This window comes from Acinetobacter sp. RIT698, assembly GCF_009668065.1.
In the GTDB taxonomy this organism is placed as follows: Bacteria; Pseudomonadota; Gammaproteobacteria; order Pseudomonadales; family Moraxellaceae; genus Acinetobacter; species Acinetobacter guillouiae.
On the sequence record NZ_WJYH01000002.1, the window covers coordinates 19,851 to 41,445 of the forward strand.

Consider the following 21,595-nt stretch of genomic DNA (forward strand, 5'->3'; position numbering starts at 1 on the left):
GGGAATTTACCCAGTGGGTTATTGCTGTTGAAGGATAAAATCTGCGGCACGTTCGCCAATCATAATACATGGTGCATTGGTATTACCTGACACAAGATCAGGCATAATGGATGCATCAGCGATACGCAGATTATTAAAACCAACAACTTTAAGCTTTGGATTGACCACACTCATTGCATCAATCCCCATCTTACATGTTCCCACGGGATGAAATACGGTTGCAGCATATTCACGAACATAAGCTTGATAGTCTGCATCAGTTTTAACATCAGGTCCGGGTAAGATTTCTTGACCATTGAATGCCTTAAATACATCTTGTTTTAAAATACGCTGTGCCAGTTTAATTCCTTCGATCAGCACGTGCATATCTTGTTCTTTTTCAAGGAAGTTATAATCAATCTCGATCTGCTTTTGGGCATTCACACGTATTTCACCAATGCTCTTTGGTCTTAAAACACAGGTGTGGATTGCATAGCCATGCCCCCATTCAAACAGACGACCACGATGACTCCGATACCCCGGAACAAAGTGAAATTGCACATCCGGTAAATCTGTTGCCAGTGGTGTTTTTGCAAAGCCCCCTGCTTCTACATAGTTGGTGGTCAACCAGCCTTTTCTTTTGAGTGCATACTGGAATGGTGCGGGCAGTATAGATGCCAAAGCCCCAACGGAAAAACCCAATGTTTTTGAACTATTTGTTCTAACCGTCACCAAACCATCAATATGCTCTTGCAAGTTTTTACCTACCCCAGGTAAATCAAGCTTACATTCAATACCGGCCTGTTCCAGCTCAGATTTCGGACCAATACCAGATTTCATCAATAATAACGGCGAAACAAAAGCACCAGCAGAGAGGATTAACTCTTTATTGATTCTGATATCAAAATTTTGTCCTTGTCGTTGCACATGAATCGAGTGCACTTGACCATCACTATGATGAATACACTCAACCTCGCATTCCGTCACCACTGTAAGGTTTGAACGTGTCAATATCGGCTGAACGAATGCTTTAAAGCTGGATAGACGCTGACCATCACGTTGAGTCACATCATATATCCCCACACCTTCGCTTGATGCAGCATTAAAATCTTGATTCTCTTTTAGATTGAGCAAAGTAGCAGCTTGGATAAAGAGTTTAGATAATGGGTTAGGATCTTTCGGATGATCAACAAACAACTCGCCATCAACACCATGAAAAGCCAAGTCTTGCTGAATGACATTTTTTTCAGAGCGTTTAAAGAAGGGTAAAACCTCTTTCCAGCCCCATCCAACACAACCTTTCGCCTCCCAATTGTCATAATCAGAGGCATTTCCGCGAATATAAATCATACTGTTCATTGAACTTGAACCACCGACCATTTTGCCACGTGGGGCATGGATTTGACGATTATTCAAACGTTTCTGTGGGGTAGAAAAGAAATTCCAGCTGTATTTTTTACTCTTATATAACGTGATCGTTCCTGCTGGAATCTGAATGCGTGGCGAATTATCAGCAGCGCCTGCTTCAATCAAGCAGACACGAGTATTTGGGTTTTCACTTAGTCGATTGGCAATCACACTCCCCGCCGAACCCGCCCCAACAATGACATAATCATAGCTATGTTGCTGTAATAGTTGATTGTCTATTTCAGGTAATGTGCGTTTATATAACATCGCCACAACATAATACAGTGGGCTAACCACCAACAAACCAACCGCCCATGAAATATCCACTTCACCCAATAATTTAGCAAGCGGACCAACATACAGCGGTGTAGATAAAAATGGAATCTGAATCAAAATCCCAATCACATAACAGATTAATGCAGGCCAATTGAAGTAACCATAAATCCCACCATCCGGTTTAAAGAAAGATGGCACATCATATTCAGTATGATGGATAAAGTAATAATCGATGAGGTTGATGGCTGTCCATGGAATCAGTACACACATGAGCAAGAGAATAAAATTGACATAACTCTCGACAAAGCTTTCCGAACTTGAAACAGATAAGAACATCGCCACACTAAATAAGCTTAATGCCACTATGGTTCTGGCAAGCACTCGCGGTGACCACCGATGAAAAATCGTTTGTAGAATAGTGATGCTCGATAAAGTACCACAGTACAAATTCATCGAATTTGTGGCAGCAATCCCGAGAGAAAAGACGATAATCAAAGCGGTACTGAATAGACCGGAGCCGGTTAAGTGAATTAAGCCTTGAATAAACTCACCACTATAGGCACGAGCAACGGTTAAGCCCAAGATCATTGAAATCAGTGAACCGAGTGAACAGCCCCAATAGCTTGCCCAAAATGCAGTTTTTGCCCCAGTCGCTTTAGGCAAATAGCGGGAATAATCTGATACATACGGGGCATAAGCCAACTGCCATAATGCTGCAATGGATAAGGTTCCCATAAAGCCAATGCTTGAAAACGTTCCCAGCTGAAAGAAATCTTGAGGGAAGTATTGCGAACTAAATACACGAATAAAAGCAGCAAGCAACATTAAACCTGAAAGTACCGCAAGGATTTGCGTGTATTTATGAATAAGTTTATAACCAAAAATGACTGCAATCAGACTCCCAATCGCAATAATCGTAATGCCTTGTACCTTAGAAATCGGCTGATAAATTGTATGTAGCGCTTCACCACCAACCACCAGATTGGATGCATAAAAGCCCAAGTACATAATCACCACGACGCCAACAACAAGCAAAGCACCATAGAAACCAAATTGCCCGCGTGTCTGAATCATTTGCGGCACTGCAAGTTGTGGGCCTTGCGCAGAATGAAGTGCGACAAAAATCGCACCAACAAGATTTCCTAAAACCAATGCCATTAAGGCGGAAAAGAAATTCAGATTAAAAACTGTAACCGCCAATGAGCCCGTAAACATGGTCAATAACATAATGTTTGAGCCAAACCAGATCGTAAATAGATCTCGTGCGTTACCGTGACGTTGATTTTCAGGAATTGCCTGAATCGTGCTACTTTCCATAGATGTGATAGACATAAGGAATCCATTCCATAAATAAAAAAGTTATAACCAATCTTACAATTGGCTTAAATTTTTATATTCAGTATCAAGCCTTTAGTTTTTTTAAAGTAAGACTAAAAAGGACTGAATAGCATAGTTACTCCATCGCAAAGAGATCAAAATCATTTGCGAAATCACCTTAAAATTTCAAATAAAGACCATCTAATATGTTAAAAATATTGAGGCCAGAATAATCACGAACAGATTAAAGAAAAAATTATCTCAGGCCTGTATTTGTTCGATATTCAATATCGACCTATACACCAGCTTGAGTACTACTTGAATTGAATAAAACGATGAGTGAAAAGCAGATCATTGATCTAGGGTTAAAAAAGTAATGTATCGTTCAAAAGAATTTTTTATTAAAAAATAATTACATAAATAATCATTAAAAAAATTTAACTCAATTGGATAAAAGTCATCGTTATACCCAAGCGATTCAGATTTTTTGAGGCATGTGTTCTGAATATTCTATTATCTCTTTATAACATCACTACTTAAGATAACAAAAACAAAAATGCGTCGTTGATCGACATAAAAAAGGATTTTGGAATAATCCAAATTTTTACGAAAAGGAAATCAATATGATTAAACCAGTAATTTTATCGGTAATGCTAACAACAATGGCAACTCATTCTGCTATGGCCTCAGAAACAGGACATTCATCAGGTCTTAGCTTAAGCGGTTCTACTGCACTGACAACGGACTACCGTTTCCGTGGTTTATCCCAATCTCGTAATGATCCTGCGGTACAAGGGACCTTTGTACTGTCACATGATTCTGGTTTATACGGCGGAATCTTTGCTGCCAATACGGACTTCGGTGGTTCAACATCACCACATTTTGAATTTACCTCATATATTGGCTATAACACGGCATTAAATTGGTCTGAAAAAGTTAAGCCAACACTAGATTTAAGCTATAACCGATTTAGCTATCCAGGTTGGTCAGATTGGGCATGGCATGAGTTTTCTGCACGTTTAACCTTTAATGATATCTTTTTGGGTAAAGATAGCCTCCTCACCAATATTAATTATAGTGATGACTATATTGGGTTTGCAGGTGATGCATGGAACTTCACCTTAGGCTATTCAGTACCATTGGCTGAAACAGGTTTTGGTCTGACGTCAAGTATTGGTTATTCCATCATCCAAGATAAAGGTGCATTGATTGATGTTGATGCCGACAATTACATCGATTGGAAGCTTGGGGTGAATTATCAATTTAAAACACTTGAAGGCTTAACTGCAGAGTTATCTGCAGTCGGTACCAACTTGAATACCGATCAGCTCTCTAAAAGTGAAAAACGTACAGTCGCAAACGGTGCAATTTTTAGTTTAACCAAAGCGTTTTAACATTGCATTTTTAGACGATACACAATGTTTAACTGCTAACTGATTTTCTAAGATTTGTTCAATTTAAAAAATGCTTTTCTGAGATGATCATTTATTTCTAAACTTTAAATTTTAAATTTGTCATTCTGGTGGGTTACACCCTAAAGCCTCACCAGATTGTTTAATTATCAATTTTTCTAGCTACTAATTTTTTAATTATCAAATTTCTTTAACACATAGGCTTTTGTTGGTGCGGTATGGTGTTGACTAAAATAGAGTCGATTTTCTTCAGTTCCATTAACAATTTTATCAATATCCATCACCAAGTCGTTTTGTGCATCCACTTTGTAATAGAACTGAATACCTTCAATTCGGTTAATCACGATTTCATGATTTATTTCATCATAGGCCCAAGTATTTTTTTGATAACCACGGTTCGGTTTTATATCATTATTTTCATAAGTCATTTTCCCCATATACACAAAGGTACGATGTGCGGTACCGTCTGGGAGTAAGTTAATAATAAACTCTGCACTGCCTTTTTCACACTTGGCAAAAGGGTCTTCACAACTCATTTGAACATGATAACGTCCTACAAATGCCTCAGCTTTTGTGGAAACCACGTCGCTTTGCTGGTCTTGCCCTTTCATTTCTGCCATTGCAGGTAAGGTGGCTTGACCCGCAAGATCGGTCAGTTTTTTACCTTCACTTGCATTGGCACGTTGTGGCATTGGCTGCAAAGCAAGTTCACTGGATGAATTTTGTGTGTCAGATGCACCTTGTTGTTTATCATTTGATTTTGAGGAATCGCAAGCACTCAGCACTGTACAAATACTGATGCCTAAAATTCGAAAAAAAATTACTTTATGAAAAGTTAAATACATAAATCCAAATAACCCAATTACACCGTGCCAGACACATCAAAAATGAATGTGTATATGTATATCTTATTGTGTTGTACCGTTTCTCGAAATCTTAACGGTGTATTTTTTACAAAAGTATAAAAAACATATTTGTCTCAACCATCTCCTTATAAGTTTGGACACTTTTTACATTATTTTTAATGATTTAACTGGTGTTGTTACACAGTCTTAACAATTTTAATCGGTGATTCACTTGAAGAATCAAACAGAAACGCCACTATTTACTTATATAAATTCATTTTTAATTTTTTAATCATGAATGATGATGAATAACTTTAAGGAGATTTAAATGGCCAATTCTGGTTTATATCGTTCAAGCCGACATAATATGATCGCCGGTGTAATGGGCGGTATTGCTGAACGTTTTGGTTGGAATGTCACATTATTACGAATTATTTTCGTAATTGTTTCATGTTTGAGCGCAGCTTTTCCAGGTATTCTGGTGTATTTGGTGCTTTGGTTAATTATGCCAAAACAAAAATTGCAGCTAAATGAACCGCAAAGCTATGAACGCCCTGTACGAACCATTTATGAAGAGAAAACCCATTAATTGACTTCGATTTAAAGATATTACCCTTTTCAGCTACAACAGTTCCCCCAAACTGCTGTAGCTTTTTTTATACCGCATCATTTTTAAACAGTTTCATTTTTAAACGGTTTTATTTTTAAACAGTATCATTGTGAATTATTGAGTTGTTGCTGTAATGCTGCAATCATATCTGCGCGACTAATAATCCCGACCATTTTTTGATGATCAACCACAGGGATATAATTAAAAGAGCGTTCAACGAAATAAGGCACCAAGTTTTGAATCGGTTGTGTCGGCTGTACAGTCACCACTTGTCGATTCATAATTTGTTTGACCAAATGTTCCCAAGGGGCCCGAGCATCGGCAGCGCGTTTAAACCATTCTACAATTTCATACAATGCCAATGTGCCAACCAATTCCCGATCAGCATTGAGCACGGGCAAACTCATCAAATTCACATGTTTAAACTTATCTAAAGCTTGGTGAATATCATCTTGCTCATCCAAGCTCAGCACATCCTTGCTCATAATATCTTGGCAAAGGTATTGATGTACTGCTCTTGCATTGGCCTTTGCTTGTGCTTCTAAAATGATTTTTTGTAAATCATATTCACTAATATCTAAAAGCTGTGTCTGTTGTTCTAACACATCTTGAATATCTTGCGGTTGAATGGTGACTTTCTGTGTCGGTGTTGGATCTTTAGAACGTGTATTGAGCTGTGCAACCTGTGGATATTGCTTTCCTAACATACGATTAAAAATGATTGCAATCACCAGCAGCAAGACTGAATTGAGTAATACTGGATAAAAAATAAATTGATAACCCAACTGATGAATAGAAGCGCCACCCAATACGGCAGTAATCGCCACTGCGCCACTTGGCGGATGCAATGAATCTGTACTCATCATCAAAAATATCGACAACGCAACAGCAACACTAAATGCCTCGGTTGGATTGGAAATAAAGATGGCACAGGTCACGCCGACTAAACCTGCAATGGTATTCCCCACCACCATATTCCAAGGTTGTGCTAAAGGACTCGCGGGTACAGCAAAGAGCAATACTGAGGACGCGCCCATCGGTGCGATATACCATGCATTAAAGCCACCGAGTACATACCAACTGATCAATGATGACACTGCTAATCCAAGCAATGCCCCAACACCACAGACTAAACGATCTTTTAGCGGTAAAACTTTAAAATTGGGTTTTAAGGTATTTAACCATTCAAGTTGCGTATGAAACACGACAGTCCTGCGCTTTAACACGGTTTAAAGTGTGAATTATACGATGTTGTGGTTATAAGATATATTTATTATCTATCTTAAATGGATAAATTTTTCGCCGATATTTCTCATCTACTGATTTTTCACTGGGCATATTCAGTCAATTGATCAAGTCTTTTCCCATATTCTTGCATTGGGCAAAACGCATACATGGGTGAACCAATATAACTTCCAGCATTTTGGCACTCCTGATCAACATAAGCTTTCCATAAGCGTTGCGATTTCATGATGTCATTATAACGTTCTTGCCGAAGGTCTATCTGACTCTGTTTTTTGATCTGATCAAGAACTTTGACAATTTCTTTTTCATAATATGCCCTGCTCTGGTTACTACATGATTCAACCACAGCATTGTTAATGTTACCTAAAGCCAGTTTTTCGATGGTTTGTTCAACACATTGGTTATATACATCAGGTGAAGCAGCACTCTGTTCTGCATAAGCTGATATTGAACAAATAGTTGTAGATAAAACCATCATGATTGTGCATGCTCTTATCATATTTATTCCTTTGTTGTTTTGATCATGGCTCAATATAGCAATAAATCGATTTTAAAGGCTTTGTTTTTAGCACCCAGTCTGAGCTTAATCCTATTGATCGCATTTTTTCTTTTTATGAATCATCAATATGATATACAGTCTTTACTCACAATATTTGGTATCAGCTTAATCGTTTATCTGATTTATTGCATTATTGTCATTCCAATTGCGTATGTCATTTCACTTTGGCTTGCACATCAGTATTGGCTTAATTTTTTCAGTATTTTCGTCGGCTCACTGTTGATGTGGTTAATTGTCAGCATCATTGGCTATCTGGTTTTTACTGGATCATTGCCTACACCGCTATGGAAACTATTGAGCGATTGGTTTTTTTATGCAATTTCTGTATTTGCAGGGTGCTGTTATTGGGGTTTATTAAAAGTATTCTCCAGACCATCATTCACGACTCACGATAATGTAGATAGAACTGATTACTAAAGATCTCCTCTGGATCATATTTTTTCTTCAAACTAAAAAAAGCATCCGTTTGCGGATAGGCTAAACGCATCTTGTCGCGACTTACATGTAAGCGATAAGGCAAATAAAATGTGCCTTGGTTTTTAAGTGTAATATCAACCAATTGCTGAGTCAGTTGTTGCATATCCTGCTCTTGTTGTGGGGTCTTCTTTTGATTAAACAGAAACACCAAGCCAAAAACGTCCTCTCGGGCATAATTCATAAATGCATCATGATCATGTTCAACTTCACGAATCGTGATATTGAGTAGATCCACTTTTTTAGTTTTTAAAACGGGCTTGAGATCTTGAATAAACTGAGCCAAGTGCTGCTTTGGAATAAAATATTCATGCAATAGATCGGTTGAATGGATATCTTTATTTTCAATCAAGGCGGCATCTTCACTGAGAATTTCATTGCGACTAAATATTGCATAAGGCGATACTGAATTCAGACTACTTTCTAGATCCCAGCGTAGTCGTTTGCCGTATTCACTATCGACAGAGCCACGGAACACAATCCGCTTAGTTTCAGCGTTTTTACTTTGCTGTTGTGACAAGGCTAAAGGTTTTTTATCGATTTTTTCAAAATAGTTTAAGGTTGCCTGCTGTAAAAAATGCTTGTCTGAAATACGTAAACGACCATAAGCAAATTGTACATCTGGATTATTGCTGACAATCTTTTGGTACACGTTTACATAGTCTTCAGGTAAAACTGAAATTGATTGAAATGTTAAAGCAACATTATCTACAACTTTTAATTTTACATCGAGAATAATGCCAAATAATCCATAGCCACCAATCACCAATTTAAACAGTTCAGGATGTTCTGTACGACTACATTTTACAATCTCTCCCTGGGCATTCATCAAGGTAAATGACTCAACACTGGATGAAATCGGGGGTGAATTCTTTTGCCAACCATGCCCATTGACACTGATCGAACCGCCAATCGAGAAATTACTAAAAGATTGCATCACTGCAATTGATTTACCATAGCGGTCTAAATAACGAAGGGCCGCTTCCCATGTTGCACCCGAGCCAATCGTGAGAATATTGCTCTTCTCATCAAAGCTCATGTGGTTATAAGGCAACATATTCAGTGCAATACCATCAGGGTAAATGGTGTGCCCACCCATACTGTGCTTAGCACCCGCAATTGAGACTTTTAGATGATGTTCACTTACATATTTAAGCAAAGTTTTAAGCTGTTGTTGAATCGCTTCAGGTGTACTTTCAACATCGACAATTTTATACACTTTTGTCAAATTAAGATGACTGGCATCATCCCGATAACCTGTAGGAATATGCTCAATTCCCTGTTGTTCATTGATTTTTGTTTTAAAAAGATGAATTGCAGGAATAGAAATAACTGCCAATAGAATAAGGAGAAGGCTTAGCCAAAGTTTGTTTTTCTGTCGTTTTAGCATAATAAATGATTTAAAAATGTTTTAAATTTATTCAATAATTTATAAGCTATAAATATTAAAAAAGCAAAATACCGATAAAGTTTGTCAGCGATCAAAATCATCATTTATAATGACTTCCACCATAAAAACAATATTTTAAAATAAGGAGAATATATGGCTTATATTATGGTGGACATCGAAGCAGATGGTCCAATTCCCGGTGATTACTCAATGATTGCGCTAGGTGCAGTGTTAGTCGAAGATCATTTACATCAACAATTCTATGGTTTACTTAAACCGATTTCCGAAAATTATATTCCTCAAGCTCTCGCAGTTTCAGGCTTTAGTCGTGAAGATACCCTAAGTTTTAACAATCCTGAGCATGTGATGAAAGACTTTGCCAAGTGGGTGAGTAAAGTCAGTAAAGATCGCCCTATTTTTATTAGCGATAATAATGGTTTTGACTGGATGTTTGTCTGTTGGTACTTTCATCATTTTACTGGCAATAATCCCTTTGGATTTAGTTCACAAAATTTAGGCAGTTTGTATAAAGGACTGGTCAAAGATAGCTTTCAAAGTTTTAAGCATTTACGTAAAACAGCACATACCCATAACCCTGTTGACGATGCCAAAGGCAATGCTGAGGCTTTATTGGCATTGAAAAAGGATTATGGATTGAAGATTAAGTTTTAATTGATCTTTTCTAATTTTGCTACAGCCCAATAATGATCTTGTGCATTTTATCATCCTCTAAATTCGCCCCTATGATTTCTAAATAATTCATTTACTTAACATTGAATGAAGCGTTGTGACATCGTCATGATGAACTTCCGACATTCAGCTTTTGAAGCGCCCTCTACCTTTACAAAGCTCATGAATATAAATTTTTTATGTTAATATCAAACATATAATTTAACTTATTTAATTTTACCAATGAACAAAATAACCCACTTCATCATTTTAACTTCTTCTTTTTTCCTTGCTGCATGTAGTACATCAAATGAACCTGTAATTTTAGAAGCAAAGCGAATTGCAATGACGGGCGAACCATCAAGCACACTTGAACTTACGCTGATTAAAAAAGATAAAATCTGTATCTTAAAAGCAAAAACCACTTCTAAAAATACACCCACAATAGAAAAAGATTGGGCTTTTTTTAGGGACGATCTCATTTTAATATCTGAAAATTCAAGCTCGGAACCCATAATCAATAGTGATGCTCCAGATGCAAAAATTGAAGAGCACATTGAGGAAATGAAAATAAGAAAAGAGGCCAAAGAAATGAAAAGCTTTATCTCAAAAGAAAATCTGAAAAAATGTACATAAGTTGATCTGCGATAAGAATCAATATTTATAGACTAACCTTTGCCACACCTCCCCAAAATCCTTATACTTAGAACCAATTTTTTCTAATACTTATAGTGGATGCTGCATGAGTCGCGCCATATCGCATATTGATACATTCCAAGGCTTAATTCTTGCCTTACAAAACTACTGGGCTGAACAAGGTTGTGTGGTGTTACAGCCTTACGATATGGAAATGGGCGCAGGGACATTTCACACTGCAACATTCTTACGTGCGCTTGGGCCAGAAACATGGAACGCAGCATACGTTCAACCCTCACGTCGTCCTAAAGACGGTCGTTATGGCGAAAACCCAAACCGTTTACAACACTACTATCAATTCCAAGTGGTGCTTAAACCGAACCCTGACAATATCCAACAACTGTATCTAGACTCTTTAGAAGCGATTGGTATTGACACGCTTACACATGACATTCGTTTTGTAGAAGACAACTGGGAATCTCCAACATTGGGCGCTTGGGGCTTAGGTTGGGAAGTGTGGTTAAATGGTATGGAAGTGACTCAGTTTACTTACTTCCAACAAGTTGGTGGGGTTGAATGCTACCCAGTCACAGGTGAAATCACTTACGGTCTTGAACGTCTGGCAATGTACTTGCAAGGTGTCGATTCAGTTTATGATTTGGTTTGGACCAAAGGCCAATTTGGTACCGTCACCTATGGTGATGTGTTCCATCAAAATGAAGTAGAGCAATCAACTTATAACTTTGAATATGCCAACGTTGAAAAAATGTTTGAACTCTTCGACTTTTATGAAGCTGAAGCAACCCGTTTAATGGAAGCGGAACTTCCACTTCCAGCATATGAGCAAGTCATCAAAGCATCACACAGCTTTAACTTACTCGATGCACGTGGTGCTATTTCAGTCACTGAACGTCAACGTTATATTTTACGTGTGCGTACTTTGGCACGCTCTATTGCACAAAGCTATGTGGCTGCTCGTGCCAAACTCGGTTTCCCAATGGCTGAACCGCATTTACGTGACGAAGTGCTTGCACAGTTAAAAGCACAAGTTGAAGCAGAAGCAAAAGCTGAGGAGAATAAATAATGTCTAAACATACAGTTTTATTCGAACTTGGCTGTGAAGAATTACCACCTAAAAGCTTAAAGACCTTACGTGATGCGTTACAAGCTGAAACGGTTAAAGGTTTAAAAGACGCAGGTTTGGCATTTGATTCAATTGAAGCTTATGCAGCACCACGTCGTTTGGCATTAAAAATTGTCAATGTTGATGGTGCACAAGCAGACACTCAAAAGCGTTTTGATGGCCCTGCCCTACAAGCTGCTTATGATGCAGAAGGCAAACCAACTAAAGCCTTAGAAGGCTTTATGCGTGGTCAAGGCATTACTGCGGATCAAGTATCAACTTTCCAAGCAGGTAAAGTTGAAAAAGTTTGCTATTTAAAAGATGTGAAAGGTCAAAGTCTTGACGCTTTACTTCCACAAATTTTACAAACAGCACTGGATAATCTACCCATCGCAAAACGTATGCGTTCTGCGGCAAGCCGTACTGAATTTGTTCGTCCAGTGAAATGGGTGGTCTTGTTAAAAGACAATGATGTGATTGATGCAACGATTCAGGATCATAAAGCGGGTAATCTGACCTATGGTCATCGTTTCCATGCGCCTGAAGCGATTTCACTCACAAATTCAGATGATTATTTACCGAAATTAAAAGCAGCACATGTCGTAGCTTCTTTTGAAGAGCGTCAAGCGATCATTGACCAACAAGTTAAAGCTTTGGCTGATGAAGTCAATGCGATTGCCATCGTTCCTGCTGACCTGCGTGATGAAGTCACCGCATTGGTTGAATGGCCTGTTGCGCTACGTGCAAGCTTTGAAGAGCGTTTCCTTGCTGTACCTCAAGAAGCCTTGATTACCACGATGCAAGACAACCAGAAGTATTTCTGCTTGGTCAATGCAGCGCATAAATTACAGCCTTATTTCATTACTGTTTCCAATATTGAGTCTAAAGATCCAACTCAAATCATTGAAGGCAATGAAAAAGTTGTACGTCCTCGTTTGTCTGATGCAGAGTTTTTCTTCTTACAAGACCAAAAGCAACCACTTGCTTCTCGTAAAGAGAAATTAGCCAATATGGTCTTCCAAGCACAATTGGGCACACTTTGGAACAAGTCTGAACGTATTGCAAAATTGGCTGTGGCGTTATCCGCAATCACAGGTGCAAATTCTGTAGATGCTGAAAAAGCTGCTCTGCTTGCAAAATGTGACTTAACTTCAGAGTTAGTCGGAGAATTTCCTGAACTTCAAGGGATCGCGGGAACTTATTACGCACGTATTGAAGGCGAAAATGATGAAGTTGCTGAAGCTTTAGGTGAACAATATTTACCTAAGTTCGCTGGCGATGTTCTACCAAAAACGAAAACAGGTACAACCATTGCCCTTGCTGATCGTTTAGATACCCTCACAGGTATTTTCGGGATTGGCCAAGCACCAACAGGTTCGAAAGATCCATTTGCTTTACGTCGTTCTGCGATTGGTATCTTACGTTTGGTGACTGAAAATAATCTTGATGTTTCGATTGAAGAACTGATCAAGCTTGCTTTGGCTGCTTATGGCGATGTATTGAAAGATCATGCGAAGACTTTAGCCGATGCTGTCGCATTCCTTGAAGGTCGTTACCGTGCTAAGTACGAAGACCAAGGTGTTGCGGTTGATGTGATTCAGGCTGTTCAAGCACTTTCTCCAAAATCTCCACTTGATTTTGATAAGCGTGTGACAGCGGTAAATCATTTCCGTAACTTGCCAGAAGCTGCTGCTTTGGCTGCTGCCAATAAGCGTGTTGCCAATATCTTGGCAAAAGAAGCTGCACCTACAGGTGAGATTGTTGAAGCTAAATTAGTTGAAGATGCTGAAAAGGCGCTTTATACCGAGATTCAAAATATCAAACCTGCAGTTCAACCACTTTTGGACGCGAAAGACTACACCACTGCGCTTTCTAAGTTGGCTGCGCTTCGTGCACCGATTGATGCATTCTTTGAGAATGTGATGGTCATGGCAGATGATGCAGAACTCAAAGCAAACCGTTTACGTTTACTTGCACAGTTACGTGACTTGTTTACAAGCGTTGCGGATATTTCGGTGTTACAGCACTAAGTATGACAATCTATAGTAATTCTCCAATTACTATCGCTATTCTCAAGCTCTTTCAAGAGCTTGAGAATTACATATTAAAAAATCATAAGAATCTACCTAATGGCGCTGTAAAAGCATTTATTTTTGGTGGTTGTGCATTTCATATTCATACCAATGCTCGTGGTAGCAATGATATAGATGCTGAAATTCAGGCAATCCAGCAATTAAAGAAACACGATATAGTTTTGTTTTTAGAAAATAATGACGTTGAATATTTAGATGATAATAATCTTGAAACTAATTTAGAGTTTGATCGTAGTTTTAACACCAGCCTTGCATCTGTCGACCCTGACTATCCTGAAAGAGCGATTCCTTTAGTTGCCAATAGCATTGTTGAAGTTTATTTAGTATCCGGTTTAGATTTAGCCATTTCAAAACTTGCTCGTTTATCTGATAGAGATATCGAAGACATCAAAAAATTATACCTTAATGGTAAGTTTTCTCTTGAAGCGTTTAAAAAATCAGCGAATAATGCTGAAATGTACTATGCGACTCCTGAACAATTACACTCGAATATTCAATATATCGTGTCAATCCTTTCGGAGTTAAGAGGTTAACTCATATGATGAATCAGGTAGAGTTTGAACATGCTTTGAATACGTTGTTAAAACAACCATTATCATCGGCAACATTTAGTGAAGTGAAACCAGTTGCTGAAGCTTTACTCTATTCAGAGCTTTTACCTTCTATAACAAATAATCTAAGTACACTTGAAACACGCCGTTTAGTTTTCTTACTTGAAAAATTTAGACGCTATTCGTGTTCTAGCGTGTCTCGTAGACAACAGTTAAAGTCTTTTTCAAATGATTTGTCTTTACAGACCACTCATCTTGACTCAAGCCACTTGGTTGATCCTCTAGCGCAAAGATTTGGTTTAGATGAAGATTTAAATCATTTAAAATCACAATTACTCACACTTCAAACACGCCATTATCAAGAGCATGGGTAAAAATCATTTGTTCTGTTGTCTTTTACATTAGGCGACGAATACGTTCTTTGAGAATCAGGGATTCAGAGTTGGGAGCAAACCGTTTACGTTTACTTGCACAGTTACGTGACTTGTTTACAAGTGTTGCGGATATTTCGGTGTTACAGCACTAAGTAGAAATATAAATTATAACCCGCTTTCGAGCGGGTTTATTTTTAGTCTCCGCTTTCCAAAACGCATAAATAAATGAAAACATAACAATAAAAATTAACAATCTAAAACTAAATATTCCCAATACATTGTATAGACTCAATTGATCAAGTTAAGTTTAAGATCAAAAGCATATGAATTCTAAAATATTATTATCTGTACCGTTAATAGTGATCGCCCTCTCTGCCTGCTCAACCACACCCACCGATCCAAATGCTCCAACTGTTTTAGAACAACATAAAAATATCTCTGCTGAACCAAGCACAAAACATAACCTTGCCAAACTCATCAAACAAACAGACAACTGTGTCATCGAATTTACTGGCAACTTTGAAACAGGAAAAGCCACAGAACATTGGATTTTTAAAGGTGATCAGCTCATCTCAGCATTTTCAAATGTAGATGCTGAAGTCGAAAATAAACAAACTGTTTTTGACCCAAAAGATGCTGAAAAGCTAAAAAACTTCAACTCACTTAAAAATAACTTTAAAACATCAAATCTGGAAAAATGTAATTAATCTCGTCACTTCACTTTGATACGTCGTCGAAGCTAAAAGAGCTAAATACAAAATTATTTCGCTCTTTTAGCCACATAAATCACGGGATAAATCCAAACAAGGACGCCAATGAATCCAATCGCAGCAAATATGAAACTATTTGGGAGGTAATCAGCAAACCAATAATAAATTGGATTTAAACCCAATTTAAACGAATTCATCATTGCGTAGAGCATCGCAATCATCAGCACATGAGACAAAATCAAATGCTCAATAGATAGCTGATATTTCCTAAAATATTTTGCAAAATAAAGGCTTGGAATCAAATAAATTAAAAAAACCACGCCCATCACAATCCAACTCATTATTTGATGGCTGGAAGACAATTCATCACCACAGCCGCAGGCAAAACTGGGTTTTAAACTCAATATAAAGGTGAGAAATATTAAGATTATTATATTTTTCATTATGATGATTAAACCAACAATTTAACCCAAAGCTTATGTCGTTTTTGTTTTAATAACAAGCTAGAAATTCTTACAGAAAATGCTTTTATCATCGTTCTCATATTCTTATAAGCATCAGAATTTAAAAAATAAAAATGCCCAAGTCTTCCAAACACGTCTAGTCGTAACATTCATTCACAATTCTTACACTATTGTTAAAACTCTGTAGATAAGCTGTTGCTGTTTTATCTCTAAGGCTATTTTTATACATATTTCACATTATTATAGGCAACACTCAAACTTGAACTCATTCAGGTACAGGATAAAACTAATTATGAAAATGCTTAAAACAACAGTGATCGCCACAGCACTTCTTGCCAGCTCTCCTCTTTTTGCCAATACAGATGTAAGTGCAAATGCTTCTGCTGAAGTCGGAACCAATGGAGGCATTCTAAACAACATTGGTCAAGGTATCCATAACACAGCAGATAAAGTAGGTAATGGTCTCGAAAAAGGTGTTGATAAAACCCGTGAAGTGTCTAAAGACGCTTGGGATGGCACTAAGAATACTGCTGCTAAAGTAGGTACAGGTCTCGAAAAAGGTGTCGATAAAACCCGTGATGTGTCTAAAGATGCGTGGGATGGCACTAAAAATGTAGCTGATAAAGTCGGGACAGGTGTTGAAAAAGGTGTCGATAAAACCCGTGATGTATCTAAAGATGCATGGGACGGCACTAAACATGCTGCTGATAAAGTCGGGACTGGTGTGGAAACAGGCATAGACAAAGGTAAAGTCGCAACGAAAGGTGCGTGGGAAAATACCAAGAAACTAAGTTCTGAAGCGGGTCACAACACCAAAGAAGCAGCTGTTAAAGTAAAAGACAAAACCAAATCAGCGACAAGTAAAACTTGGCAGAAAACCAAGGATTTAGTTAAACCTAAACCAGCAAATACAGGTGCAAAAGTAAATTCACAAACCCATGTGAAAACACCAGTAGATAGCGCTAAAGTCGCCGTATCTACAGACGCTAAAGTTGCTACAAAATAATTTAGATTTAATGCCCATTTAAAAAAGCTCACTTAGGTGAGCTTTTCTTATACATCTACTAGTAATTTGGTATGCAATGTATACATATGTTTTCTTGCTGTAGGATTTTTCTTTCCATTTTACTTTTTATCTAAATAAAACAGTATGATAATCCCAATTAGCACTGAGCGAATCGCTACAATCATCATAAAGGGATCAAAACATCATGAAGATGATCAAAAGTCTATGTGTGATCACTGCAATACTTGCAACACCATCACTCTATGCGCAAACCAATACTCAAAATCAGCCATATGGTGATAATCCAAATATTTTTAAAGTGTTGGCACATAAGACCGGTGAAGCTGTACAGAATACCGCTGAAAAAGTAGGTGATGCGACCGAAAAAGGGATTCAAAAAATTAAACCGTCTTTGGATGAAACCATTGAAAATACCAAAAAATATACCACTGAAAAAGCCACTGAGGCTCGTGATAGTACTCGCCAAGGCATAGATACTGCGGTAAAAAAAGTTGAGCAAACCAAAGATCGAGTGATGGGTAAAACCAATTTAAATGTTCCGATTGAACAAGGCAGCTTAAGCCAATCTTCGACCACACCCAATACGACGAATACTGTAACTGCTGCAACTACAGCAAACGTTCAAAATACGCCGATCACCACACAACCTGTTCAACCCGCAGTTCAAAATCAATTACCCAACAATGGGCAAGAAGAACCTGAAATTAAAAAACAGTCATTACCAATCGAAAACCAAGAGCGTGATGTCAACACCAATAACACAGGTTCAAAAGATACCAACTCAAGCAATACGCAAAGTTCAACAGATGATGAGGTTGGTGTACCAAGATAAGCAGCTAAACACACTTAATCCGTCGATCTCCACACCTTGCGCTACCTATGCTCAAGGTGATAGCAGTAAAACGAATATAGCTATTTAACGGTGTTTTTTTTATTGCGCCTTTTTTCATTGTGCTTTTTCACTCGGCTCTTTAGCCATTCACCTGACGAATCACTTTCCCCTGCTTAAATGCCTCAACATTTTCAAGCATTTGATTCACAATACGTTGACGTGCATCAACACTGCCCCACGCACTATGCGGTGTGATAATCAAGTTTGGAATATCATCTGCAAGTAAAACATTACCTTGTGTCGGCGGTTCAACAGAAAGTACATCTGTTGCCGCACCTGCAATTTTGCCTTGTCTTAATGCGTCTGCTAAAGCCTGTTCATTAACGATACCACCGCGGGCACAATTGATTAAAAATGCAGATTTTTTCATCTTATCAAAGGCTTGGCTATCAATTAAATCACGTGTTTCATCTGTTAGAGGACAATGCAGAGAAAGAAAATCGACTTGCGCAAGCAATTCGGTAAAAGGTGTCCGATCCTTATGCGTTGGTCGATTGGGTAATGATGCGACCAAAATTTTCATCCCAAAAGCTTCTGCCAATTTGGCAACCGCTTGACCAAGCTCACCATAGCCAATAATACCAAGAGTTTTTCCAGATAATTCAACAATTGGAAAATCCAGTAAGCAGAAAATTGGCGATTTGTTCCATTCGCCTTGTTTAACTGCATGCTCATATTTGAGTAAAGATGTTGCTAATGCCAACATTAACGTCAGTGTATGCTGTGCAACTGCAGATGTGCCATAGCCCTGACAATTACACACGACAATACCTTTTGATCGTGCAAAATCTAAATCAATATTGTTGGTCCCCGTGGCCGAAATCAAAATTAATTTTAAATTTTTACATTGCTCCATCGCCTCAGCATTCACAATCACTTTGTTGCTGATCACCACGTCTACATGTTGAATGCGTGCTAGAACTTGCTCTGCTGTGGTCGATGGATAAAGTATTAAGTCATCAAAAGCTGCTTTTAGCTGACTAAAATCCAAATCCTGTTTATCTAAAGATTCATAATCTAAAAATACAGCTTTCATTGCTTTTCCTTAATGATAGAGAGCCAGTTTTACTTACGAAGCAGATGCTTCTGGAAAACCAAAAGAATTATTCTTTAAAGCCAATAAGTATGCATTGGTCATACGGTAGGCCTCTTGAATAATGGCTTCAGAAATATAGCTTTCGTTGTAATAACCATGCTTCATACAAGTAAAAACCAATTCCATCAAAATCGTCAATGTATCAGGCTCCTGTGGTACATATTCATCCACTTTAATCATTTCCAATGCTTTTCGGACACCATGACTGACCTTTTTTAATTCTATTTGGTATTCCAGATAAGCTTGCCGGGTAAAAGGTCCACTTAAAATCAACAAGCTCGCCGTTTCAGATTCATTAAAATATTTGGCTGTGGTACGAATCATACTCTCTGAGAGTAACTGTCCGTATACTTCTATGGGTGCATTTGGGTTTTCCGTCAACACTCGAACAGCAGCTTGTCCGAGTTGTTTGACTAAATCGTTTAAATGCGTCAGTGCAATATGACGAAAAATATCGTATTTCGTCGGAAAGAACTGATAAATACTGGTCCGTGGAACGCCAGATGCATTGGCAATTTCAGGAATCGAAATCTTTTCAATTCCAATGGATAACAGTAACTCTTGCGTGGTTGCCAGCATCTTATCCATTCTTTTTTGGGAACGTTCTTGTTTTGGTTGGCTCACCTTTTTCGTCATTTTTTTTAAAACTGACGTTGACGTTATTTTAATCATCAGATAATCTCTCATAAAACCCAACAAATGTTGGTTTTAAAAACTTCCTTGTAGTACTACAAAAATATAGAGGAAACCGGAGATGAATTTACCCCTTTCCGATGTACAAATGTCCATACAAAGCAAAACTAAACTTTTTGCTGATCCAGAAGATGAACAACGTAGCCACCGAATTCGTAAAACAATTTTGGAAGCTGGAAATCAATTACGCGAACGTCATCCTTGGCTGGTTCAGCACCAAGACCAAATTGGCCTAGCCATCCTTGTAACAGCTGTAACAGGGATTATTTTCAATATAACACAATACACTCGTGGGAAAATGCCTTGGTATGTGGCAATTCCGCTTTCTGCATTTTGGATGTCGCTCTTACATGAACTAGAGCATGATCTTATTCACCAAATGTATTACCGTAAAAACAAAAAAATCAATGATGCCATGTTGGCAGCCGTTTACGCCTTTCGCCCAAGTACCGTGAACCCATGGATACGTCGCGAGGTACATCTACATCATCACAAATCATCGGGTACCAAAACAGATTTAGAAGAACGCGGTATTAACAATGGTGACCAATGGGGCTTAAAACGTTTGCTGATGACTGGTGACAATATGTTTGCGATCTATTTACGCCCCATCACCATGATGAAAACCACCAAGCGTTTTATTCATGCTCAAAAGCATTTATCCCAAGCAGATAAACTCAAATTAAAAGCAAAACTTTCTGCGAGTTATGCACCCTTTGGACATATTCATTATGCCTTATGGCATGGTTTCTTATTGATCAATGCTGCCAAATTGGCAATGAAAGCCACAGGCATAGCACAACCTAAAAATAGCTTATGGAGACTTGCAGACAAAACCACAAAGTTTTATGCCGTAAGCATTGCAGCACCAAATTTTTTACGCACTTTAAGCCTGCATTTTACCAGTTCCAATATGCATTATTATGGCGATGTTGAAGATGGCAATATCGTTCAGCAGTGTCAGGTCTGGACAGATTGGCGAATGAAACCTTTACAAGCCTTTTGTTTTAACTTTGCTGGTACACATGCCATTCACCATTTTGTTGTACGTGATCCATTTTATATTCGTCAAGCCATTGCCCAAGACTGCTATCCAGTGATGCAAGAAAATGGGGTTCGTTTTAATGACTTTGGGACGTTTAAACGAGCGAATCGTAGATTCTAAAATTTATAATTTTTTATTTATAACTTTTGAGTTAATGGAGGCCTCTGGTATGGGGTCTTGTTTTATATTTTAAAACACCTGATTACGCCTTATAGTGAGTTAAACAATCAGCTAAAAAGACCGCACAATGAATAGGACAGCTTATCCGTCACTTATGCTCGCTCTGCTTTGTTTTGGCTTATATTCACCAGCCTATGCAAAAGCATATATTTTACAATCGATTAATAACTTGGATGAAGCAGAGTTTAGAAGTTCTGAGGGAAATGAATTCAAACTGATTAAATTAAATCGAGGTTGTCGTATTCAAGCTCGATATTATTTGGAGATGGAAAATCGTGTGTTTAATTATACCTTCCTTCATCAACCACCCATGAAGCAAAAACTACTCCATGCCACGCAAAAAACCTTCCGTTATCACTATAGAGACAGTGAAGAAGGTTCTCTGGCAGCAGTGACTGATGTTTATCAACATTCTAGCGAAGTCTATAAAGTCAGTGATTTAGACGTTCAAAATGAATTTAAAAAATATACAGCTTTATTTCCAATCGCCTATTTAAAGCAGTGTAACTAAAGCTGTATCTGTCTATT

General features: G+C 38.0%; 22 protein-coding genes. 14 read left to right on the forward strand and 8 right to left on the reverse strand.

Annotated elements, in window-relative coordinates; all coding sequences use genetic code 11:
* Nucleotides 1–18: 18 nt before the first annotated feature.
* Nucleotides 19–2,994, reverse strand: a complete 2,976-nt coding sequence (locus tag GJV03_RS00985) for a cytosine permease (protein ID WP_154129266.1) — start codon at nt 2,992–2,994, stop codon at nt 19–21.
* A 608-nt stretch (nt 2,995–3,602) separates the two neighbouring features.
* On the opposite strand from GJV03_RS00985, the gene GJV03_RS00990 reads away from it, so the two are divergent.
* Nucleotides 3,603–4,373: a TorF family putative porin gene (locus GJV03_RS00990; protein WP_154129267.1), complete on the forward strand. Its 771-nt coding sequence runs from the start codon at nt 3,603–3,605 to the stop codon at nt 4,371–4,373.
* Between the two features lie 191 nt (nt 4,374–4,564).
* Here GJV03_RS00990 and GJV03_RS00995 read toward each other — a convergent pair whose 3' ends face one another.
* Nucleotides 4,565–5,236, reverse strand: coding sequence for a hypothetical protein (locus GJV03_RS00995; protein WP_154129268.1), 672 nt, complete (start codon nt 5,234–5,236; stop codon nt 4,565–4,567).
* A gap of 328 nt (nt 5,237–5,564) precedes the next feature.
* On the opposite strand from GJV03_RS00995, the gene GJV03_RS01000 reads away from it, so the two are divergent.
* Nucleotides 5,565–5,825, forward strand: coding sequence for a PspC domain-containing protein (locus GJV03_RS01000; RefSeq protein ID WP_004718168.1), 261 nt, complete (start codon nt 5,565–5,567; stop codon nt 5,823–5,825).
* Between the two features lie 125 nt (nt 5,826–5,950).
* Here GJV03_RS01000 and GJV03_RS01005 read toward each other — a convergent pair whose 3' ends face one another.
* Nucleotides 5,951–7,051 carry an HPP family protein gene (locus GJV03_RS01005; RefSeq protein ID WP_354666818.1) on the reverse strand — a complete coding sequence of 367 codons (1,101 nt, stop codon included), beginning with the start codon at nt 7,049–7,051 and terminating at the stop codon, nt 5,951–5,953.
* 122 nt (nt 7,052–7,173) lie between these two features.
* Nucleotides 7,174–7,590 carry a lysozyme inhibitor LprI family protein gene (locus tag GJV03_RS01010; RefSeq protein WP_151956651.1) on the reverse strand — a complete coding sequence of 139 codons (417 nt, stop codon included), beginning with the start codon at nt 7,588–7,590 and terminating at the stop codon, nt 7,174–7,176.
* Nucleotides 7,591–7,614: 24 nt separating this feature from the next.
* On the opposite strand from GJV03_RS01010, the gene GJV03_RS01015 reads away from it, so the two are divergent.
* On the forward strand, nt 7,615–8,067 hold the full coding sequence (locus GJV03_RS01015) for a hypothetical protein (RefSeq protein ID WP_154129269.1): 453 nt from the start codon (nt 7,615–7,617) through the stop codon (nt 8,065–8,067).
* On the opposite strand, the gene GJV03_RS01020 is transcribed toward GJV03_RS01015, so the two are convergent.
* Nucleotides 8,030–9,514 (reverse strand): FAD-binding oxidoreductase, encoded by a 1,485-nt coding sequence (locus tag GJV03_RS01020; RefSeq protein WP_154129270.1) that lies wholly within the window; start codon nt 9,512–9,514, stop codon nt 8,030–8,032. The two genes, GJV03_RS01015 and GJV03_RS01020, sit on opposite strands and share 38 nt — an antisense overlap.
* Nucleotides 9,515–9,667: 153 nt before the next feature.
* Here GJV03_RS01020 and GJV03_RS01025 point away from each other — a divergent pair, with 153 nt between their 5' ends.
* From GJV03_RS01025 to GJV03_RS01055, 7 genes are all read left to right on the forward strand, one after another.
* Nucleotides 9,668–10,186: a 3'-5' exoribonuclease gene (locus GJV03_RS01025; RefSeq protein WP_154129271.1), complete on the forward strand. Its 519-nt coding sequence runs from the start codon at nt 9,668–9,670 to the stop codon at nt 10,184–10,186.
* Nucleotides 10,187–10,426: 240 nt separating this feature from the next.
* Nucleotides 10,427–10,819: a hypothetical protein gene (locus GJV03_RS01030; RefSeq protein WP_154129272.1), complete on the forward strand. Its 393-nt coding sequence runs from the start codon at nt 10,427–10,429 to the stop codon at nt 10,817–10,819.
* A 106-nt stretch (nt 10,820–10,925) separates the two neighbouring features.
* Nucleotides 10,926–11,903, forward strand: coding sequence for a glycine--tRNA ligase subunit alpha (glyQ, locus tag GJV03_RS01035; protein WP_004718182.1), 978 nt, complete (start codon nt 10,926–10,928; stop codon nt 11,901–11,903).
* Nucleotides 11,903–13,972, forward strand: a complete 2,070-nt coding sequence (gene glyS / locus GJV03_RS01040; RefSeq protein WP_154129273.1) for a glycine--tRNA ligase subunit beta — start codon at nt 11,903–11,905, stop codon at nt 13,970–13,972. Before glyQ ends, glyS begins: the two co-directional genes overlap by 1 nt.
* Nucleotides 13,973–13,974: 2 nt before the next feature.
* Complete coding sequence (locus GJV03_RS01045) at nt 13,975–14,568, forward strand: DUF6036 family nucleotidyltransferase (RefSeq protein ID WP_154129274.1); 594 nt, start codon at nt 13,975–13,977, stop codon at nt 14,566–14,568.
* Between the two features lie 5 nt (nt 14,569–14,573).
* Nucleotides 14,574–14,960 carry a hypothetical protein gene (locus GJV03_RS01050; RefSeq protein ID WP_154129275.1) on the forward strand — a complete coding sequence of 129 codons (387 nt, stop codon included), beginning with the start codon at nt 14,574–14,576 and terminating at the stop codon, nt 14,958–14,960.
* A 323-nt stretch (nt 14,961–15,283) separates the two neighbouring features.
* The gene (locus GJV03_RS01055; protein ID WP_154129276.1) at nt 15,284–15,667 is read left to right on the forward strand and encodes a hypothetical protein; all 384 of its coding nucleotides are present in this window, start codon (nt 15,284–15,286) and stop codon (nt 15,665–15,667) included.
* Between the two features lie 53 nt (nt 15,668–15,720).
* Here the strand turns inward: GJV03_RS01055 and GJV03_RS01060 are convergent, their stop codons facing one another.
* Complete coding sequence (locus GJV03_RS01060; protein WP_056516777.1) at nt 15,721–16,113, reverse strand: hypothetical protein; 393 nt, start codon at nt 16,111–16,113, stop codon at nt 15,721–15,723.
* A 313-nt stretch (nt 16,114–16,426) separates the two neighbouring features.
* Between GJV03_RS01060 and GJV03_RS01065 the strand changes: the two genes are divergently transcribed.
* On the forward strand, nt 16,427–17,140 hold the full coding sequence (locus GJV03_RS01065; RefSeq protein ID WP_154129277.1) for a hypothetical protein: 714 nt from the start codon (nt 16,427–16,429) through the stop codon (nt 17,138–17,140).
* Nucleotides 17,141–17,345: 205 nt separating this feature from the next.
* Nucleotides 17,346–17,993, forward strand: coding sequence for a hypothetical protein (locus GJV03_RS01070; protein WP_004718194.1), 648 nt, complete (start codon nt 17,346–17,348; stop codon nt 17,991–17,993).
* Between the two features lie 139 nt (nt 17,994–18,132).
* On the opposite strand, the gene GJV03_RS01075 is transcribed toward GJV03_RS01070, so the two are convergent.
* Together GJV03_RS01075 and GJV03_RS01080 are read right to left on the reverse strand one after the other, a co-directional pair.
* Complete coding sequence (locus GJV03_RS01075) at nt 18,133–19,089, reverse strand: 2-hydroxyacid dehydrogenase (protein WP_154129278.1); 957 nt, start codon at nt 19,087–19,089, stop codon at nt 18,133–18,135.
* Nucleotides 19,090–19,122: 33 nt separating this feature from the next.
* Nucleotides 19,123–19,821, reverse strand: a complete 699-nt coding sequence (locus tag GJV03_RS01080) for a TetR/AcrR family transcriptional regulator (RefSeq protein WP_056516975.1) — start codon at nt 19,819–19,821, stop codon at nt 19,123–19,125.
* 82 nt (nt 19,822–19,903) lie between these two features.
* On the opposite strand from GJV03_RS01080, the gene GJV03_RS01085 reads away from it, so the two are divergent.
* Both GJV03_RS01085 and GJV03_RS01090 read left to right on the forward strand, forming a co-directional pair.
* A complete protein-coding gene (locus GJV03_RS01085) occupies nt 19,904–21,007 on the forward strand; it encodes a fatty acid desaturase (RefSeq protein ID WP_154129279.1) in 1,104 nt (367 codons plus the stop codon).
* Nucleotides 21,008–21,134: 127 nt separating this feature from the next.
* Complete coding sequence (locus GJV03_RS01090; protein WP_154129280.1) at nt 21,135–21,578, forward strand: hypothetical protein; 444 nt, start codon at nt 21,135–21,137, stop codon at nt 21,576–21,578.
* Nucleotides 21,579–21,595: the final 17 nt, after the last annotated feature.

Coding starts and splice junctions, on each gene's coding strand:
- glyQ (WP_004718182.1), top strand. CDS start 10,926: ATGAGTCGCGCCATATCGCATATTGATACATTCCAAGGCTTAATTCTT.
- GJV03_RS01015 (WP_154129269.1), top strand. CDS start 7,615: ATGGCTCAATATAGCAATAAATCGATTTTAAAGGCTTTGTTTTTAGCA.
- GJV03_RS01010 (WP_151956651.1), bottom strand. CDS start 7,590: ATGATAAGAGCATGCACAATCATGATGGTTTTATCTACAACTATTTGT.
- GJV03_RS01000 (WP_004718168.1), top strand. CDS start 5,565: ATGGCCAATTCTGGTTTATATCGTTCAAGCCGACATAATATGATCGCC.
- GJV03_RS01080 (WP_056516975.1), bottom strand. CDS start 19,821: ATGATTAAAATAACGTCAACGTCAGTTTTAAAAAAAATGACGAAAAAG.
- GJV03_RS01055 (WP_154129276.1), top strand. CDS start 15,284: ATGAATTCTAAAATATTATTATCTGTACCGTTAATAGTGATCGCCCTC.
- glyS (WP_154129273.1), top strand. CDS start 11,903: ATGTCTAAACATACAGTTTTATTCGAACTTGGCTGTGAAGAATTACCA.
- GJV03_RS01045 (WP_154129274.1), top strand. CDS start 13,975: ATGACAATCTATAGTAATTCTCCAATTACTATCGCTATTCTCAAGCTC.
- GJV03_RS00990 (WP_154129267.1), top strand. CDS start 3,603: ATGATTAAACCAGTAATTTTATCGGTAATGCTAACAACAATGGCAACT.
- GJV03_RS00985 (WP_154129266.1), bottom strand. CDS start 2,994: ATGTCTATCACATCTATGGAAAGTAGCACGATTCAGGCAATTCCTGAA.
- GJV03_RS01090 (WP_154129280.1), top strand. CDS start 21,135: ATGAATAGGACAGCTTATCCGTCACTTATGCTCGCTCTGCTTTGTTTT.
- GJV03_RS01050 (WP_154129275.1), top strand. CDS start 14,574: ATGATGAATCAGGTAGAGTTTGAACATGCTTTGAATACGTTGTTAAAA.
- GJV03_RS00995 (WP_154129268.1), bottom strand. CDS start 5,236: ATGTATTTAACTTTTCATAAAGTAATTTTTTTTCGAATTTTAGGCATC.
- GJV03_RS01025 (WP_154129271.1), top strand. CDS start 9,668: ATGGCTTATATTATGGTGGACATCGAAGCAGATGGTCCAATTCCCGGT.
- GJV03_RS01030 (WP_154129272.1), top strand. CDS start 10,427: ATGAACAAAATAACCCACTTCATCATTTTAACTTCTTCTTTTTTCCTT.
- GJV03_RS01060 (WP_056516777.1), bottom strand. CDS start 16,113: ATGAAAAATATAATAATCTTAATATTTCTCACCTTTATATTGAGTTTA.
- GJV03_RS01075 (WP_154129278.1), bottom strand. CDS start 19,089: ATGAAAGCTGTATTTTTAGATTATGAATCTTTAGATAAACAGGATTTG.
- GJV03_RS01020 (WP_154129270.1), bottom strand. CDS start 9,514: ATGCTAAAACGACAGAAAAACAAACTTTGGCTAAGCCTTCTCCTTATT.
- GJV03_RS01085 (WP_154129279.1), top strand. CDS start 19,904: ATGAATTTACCCCTTTCCGATGTACAAATGTCCATACAAAGCAAAACT.
- GJV03_RS01065 (WP_154129277.1), top strand. CDS start 16,427: ATGAAAATGCTTAAAACAACAGTGATCGCCACAGCACTTCTTGCCAGC.
- GJV03_RS01070 (WP_004718194.1), top strand. CDS start 17,346: ATGAAGATGATCAAAAGTCTATGTGTGATCACTGCAATACTTGCAACA.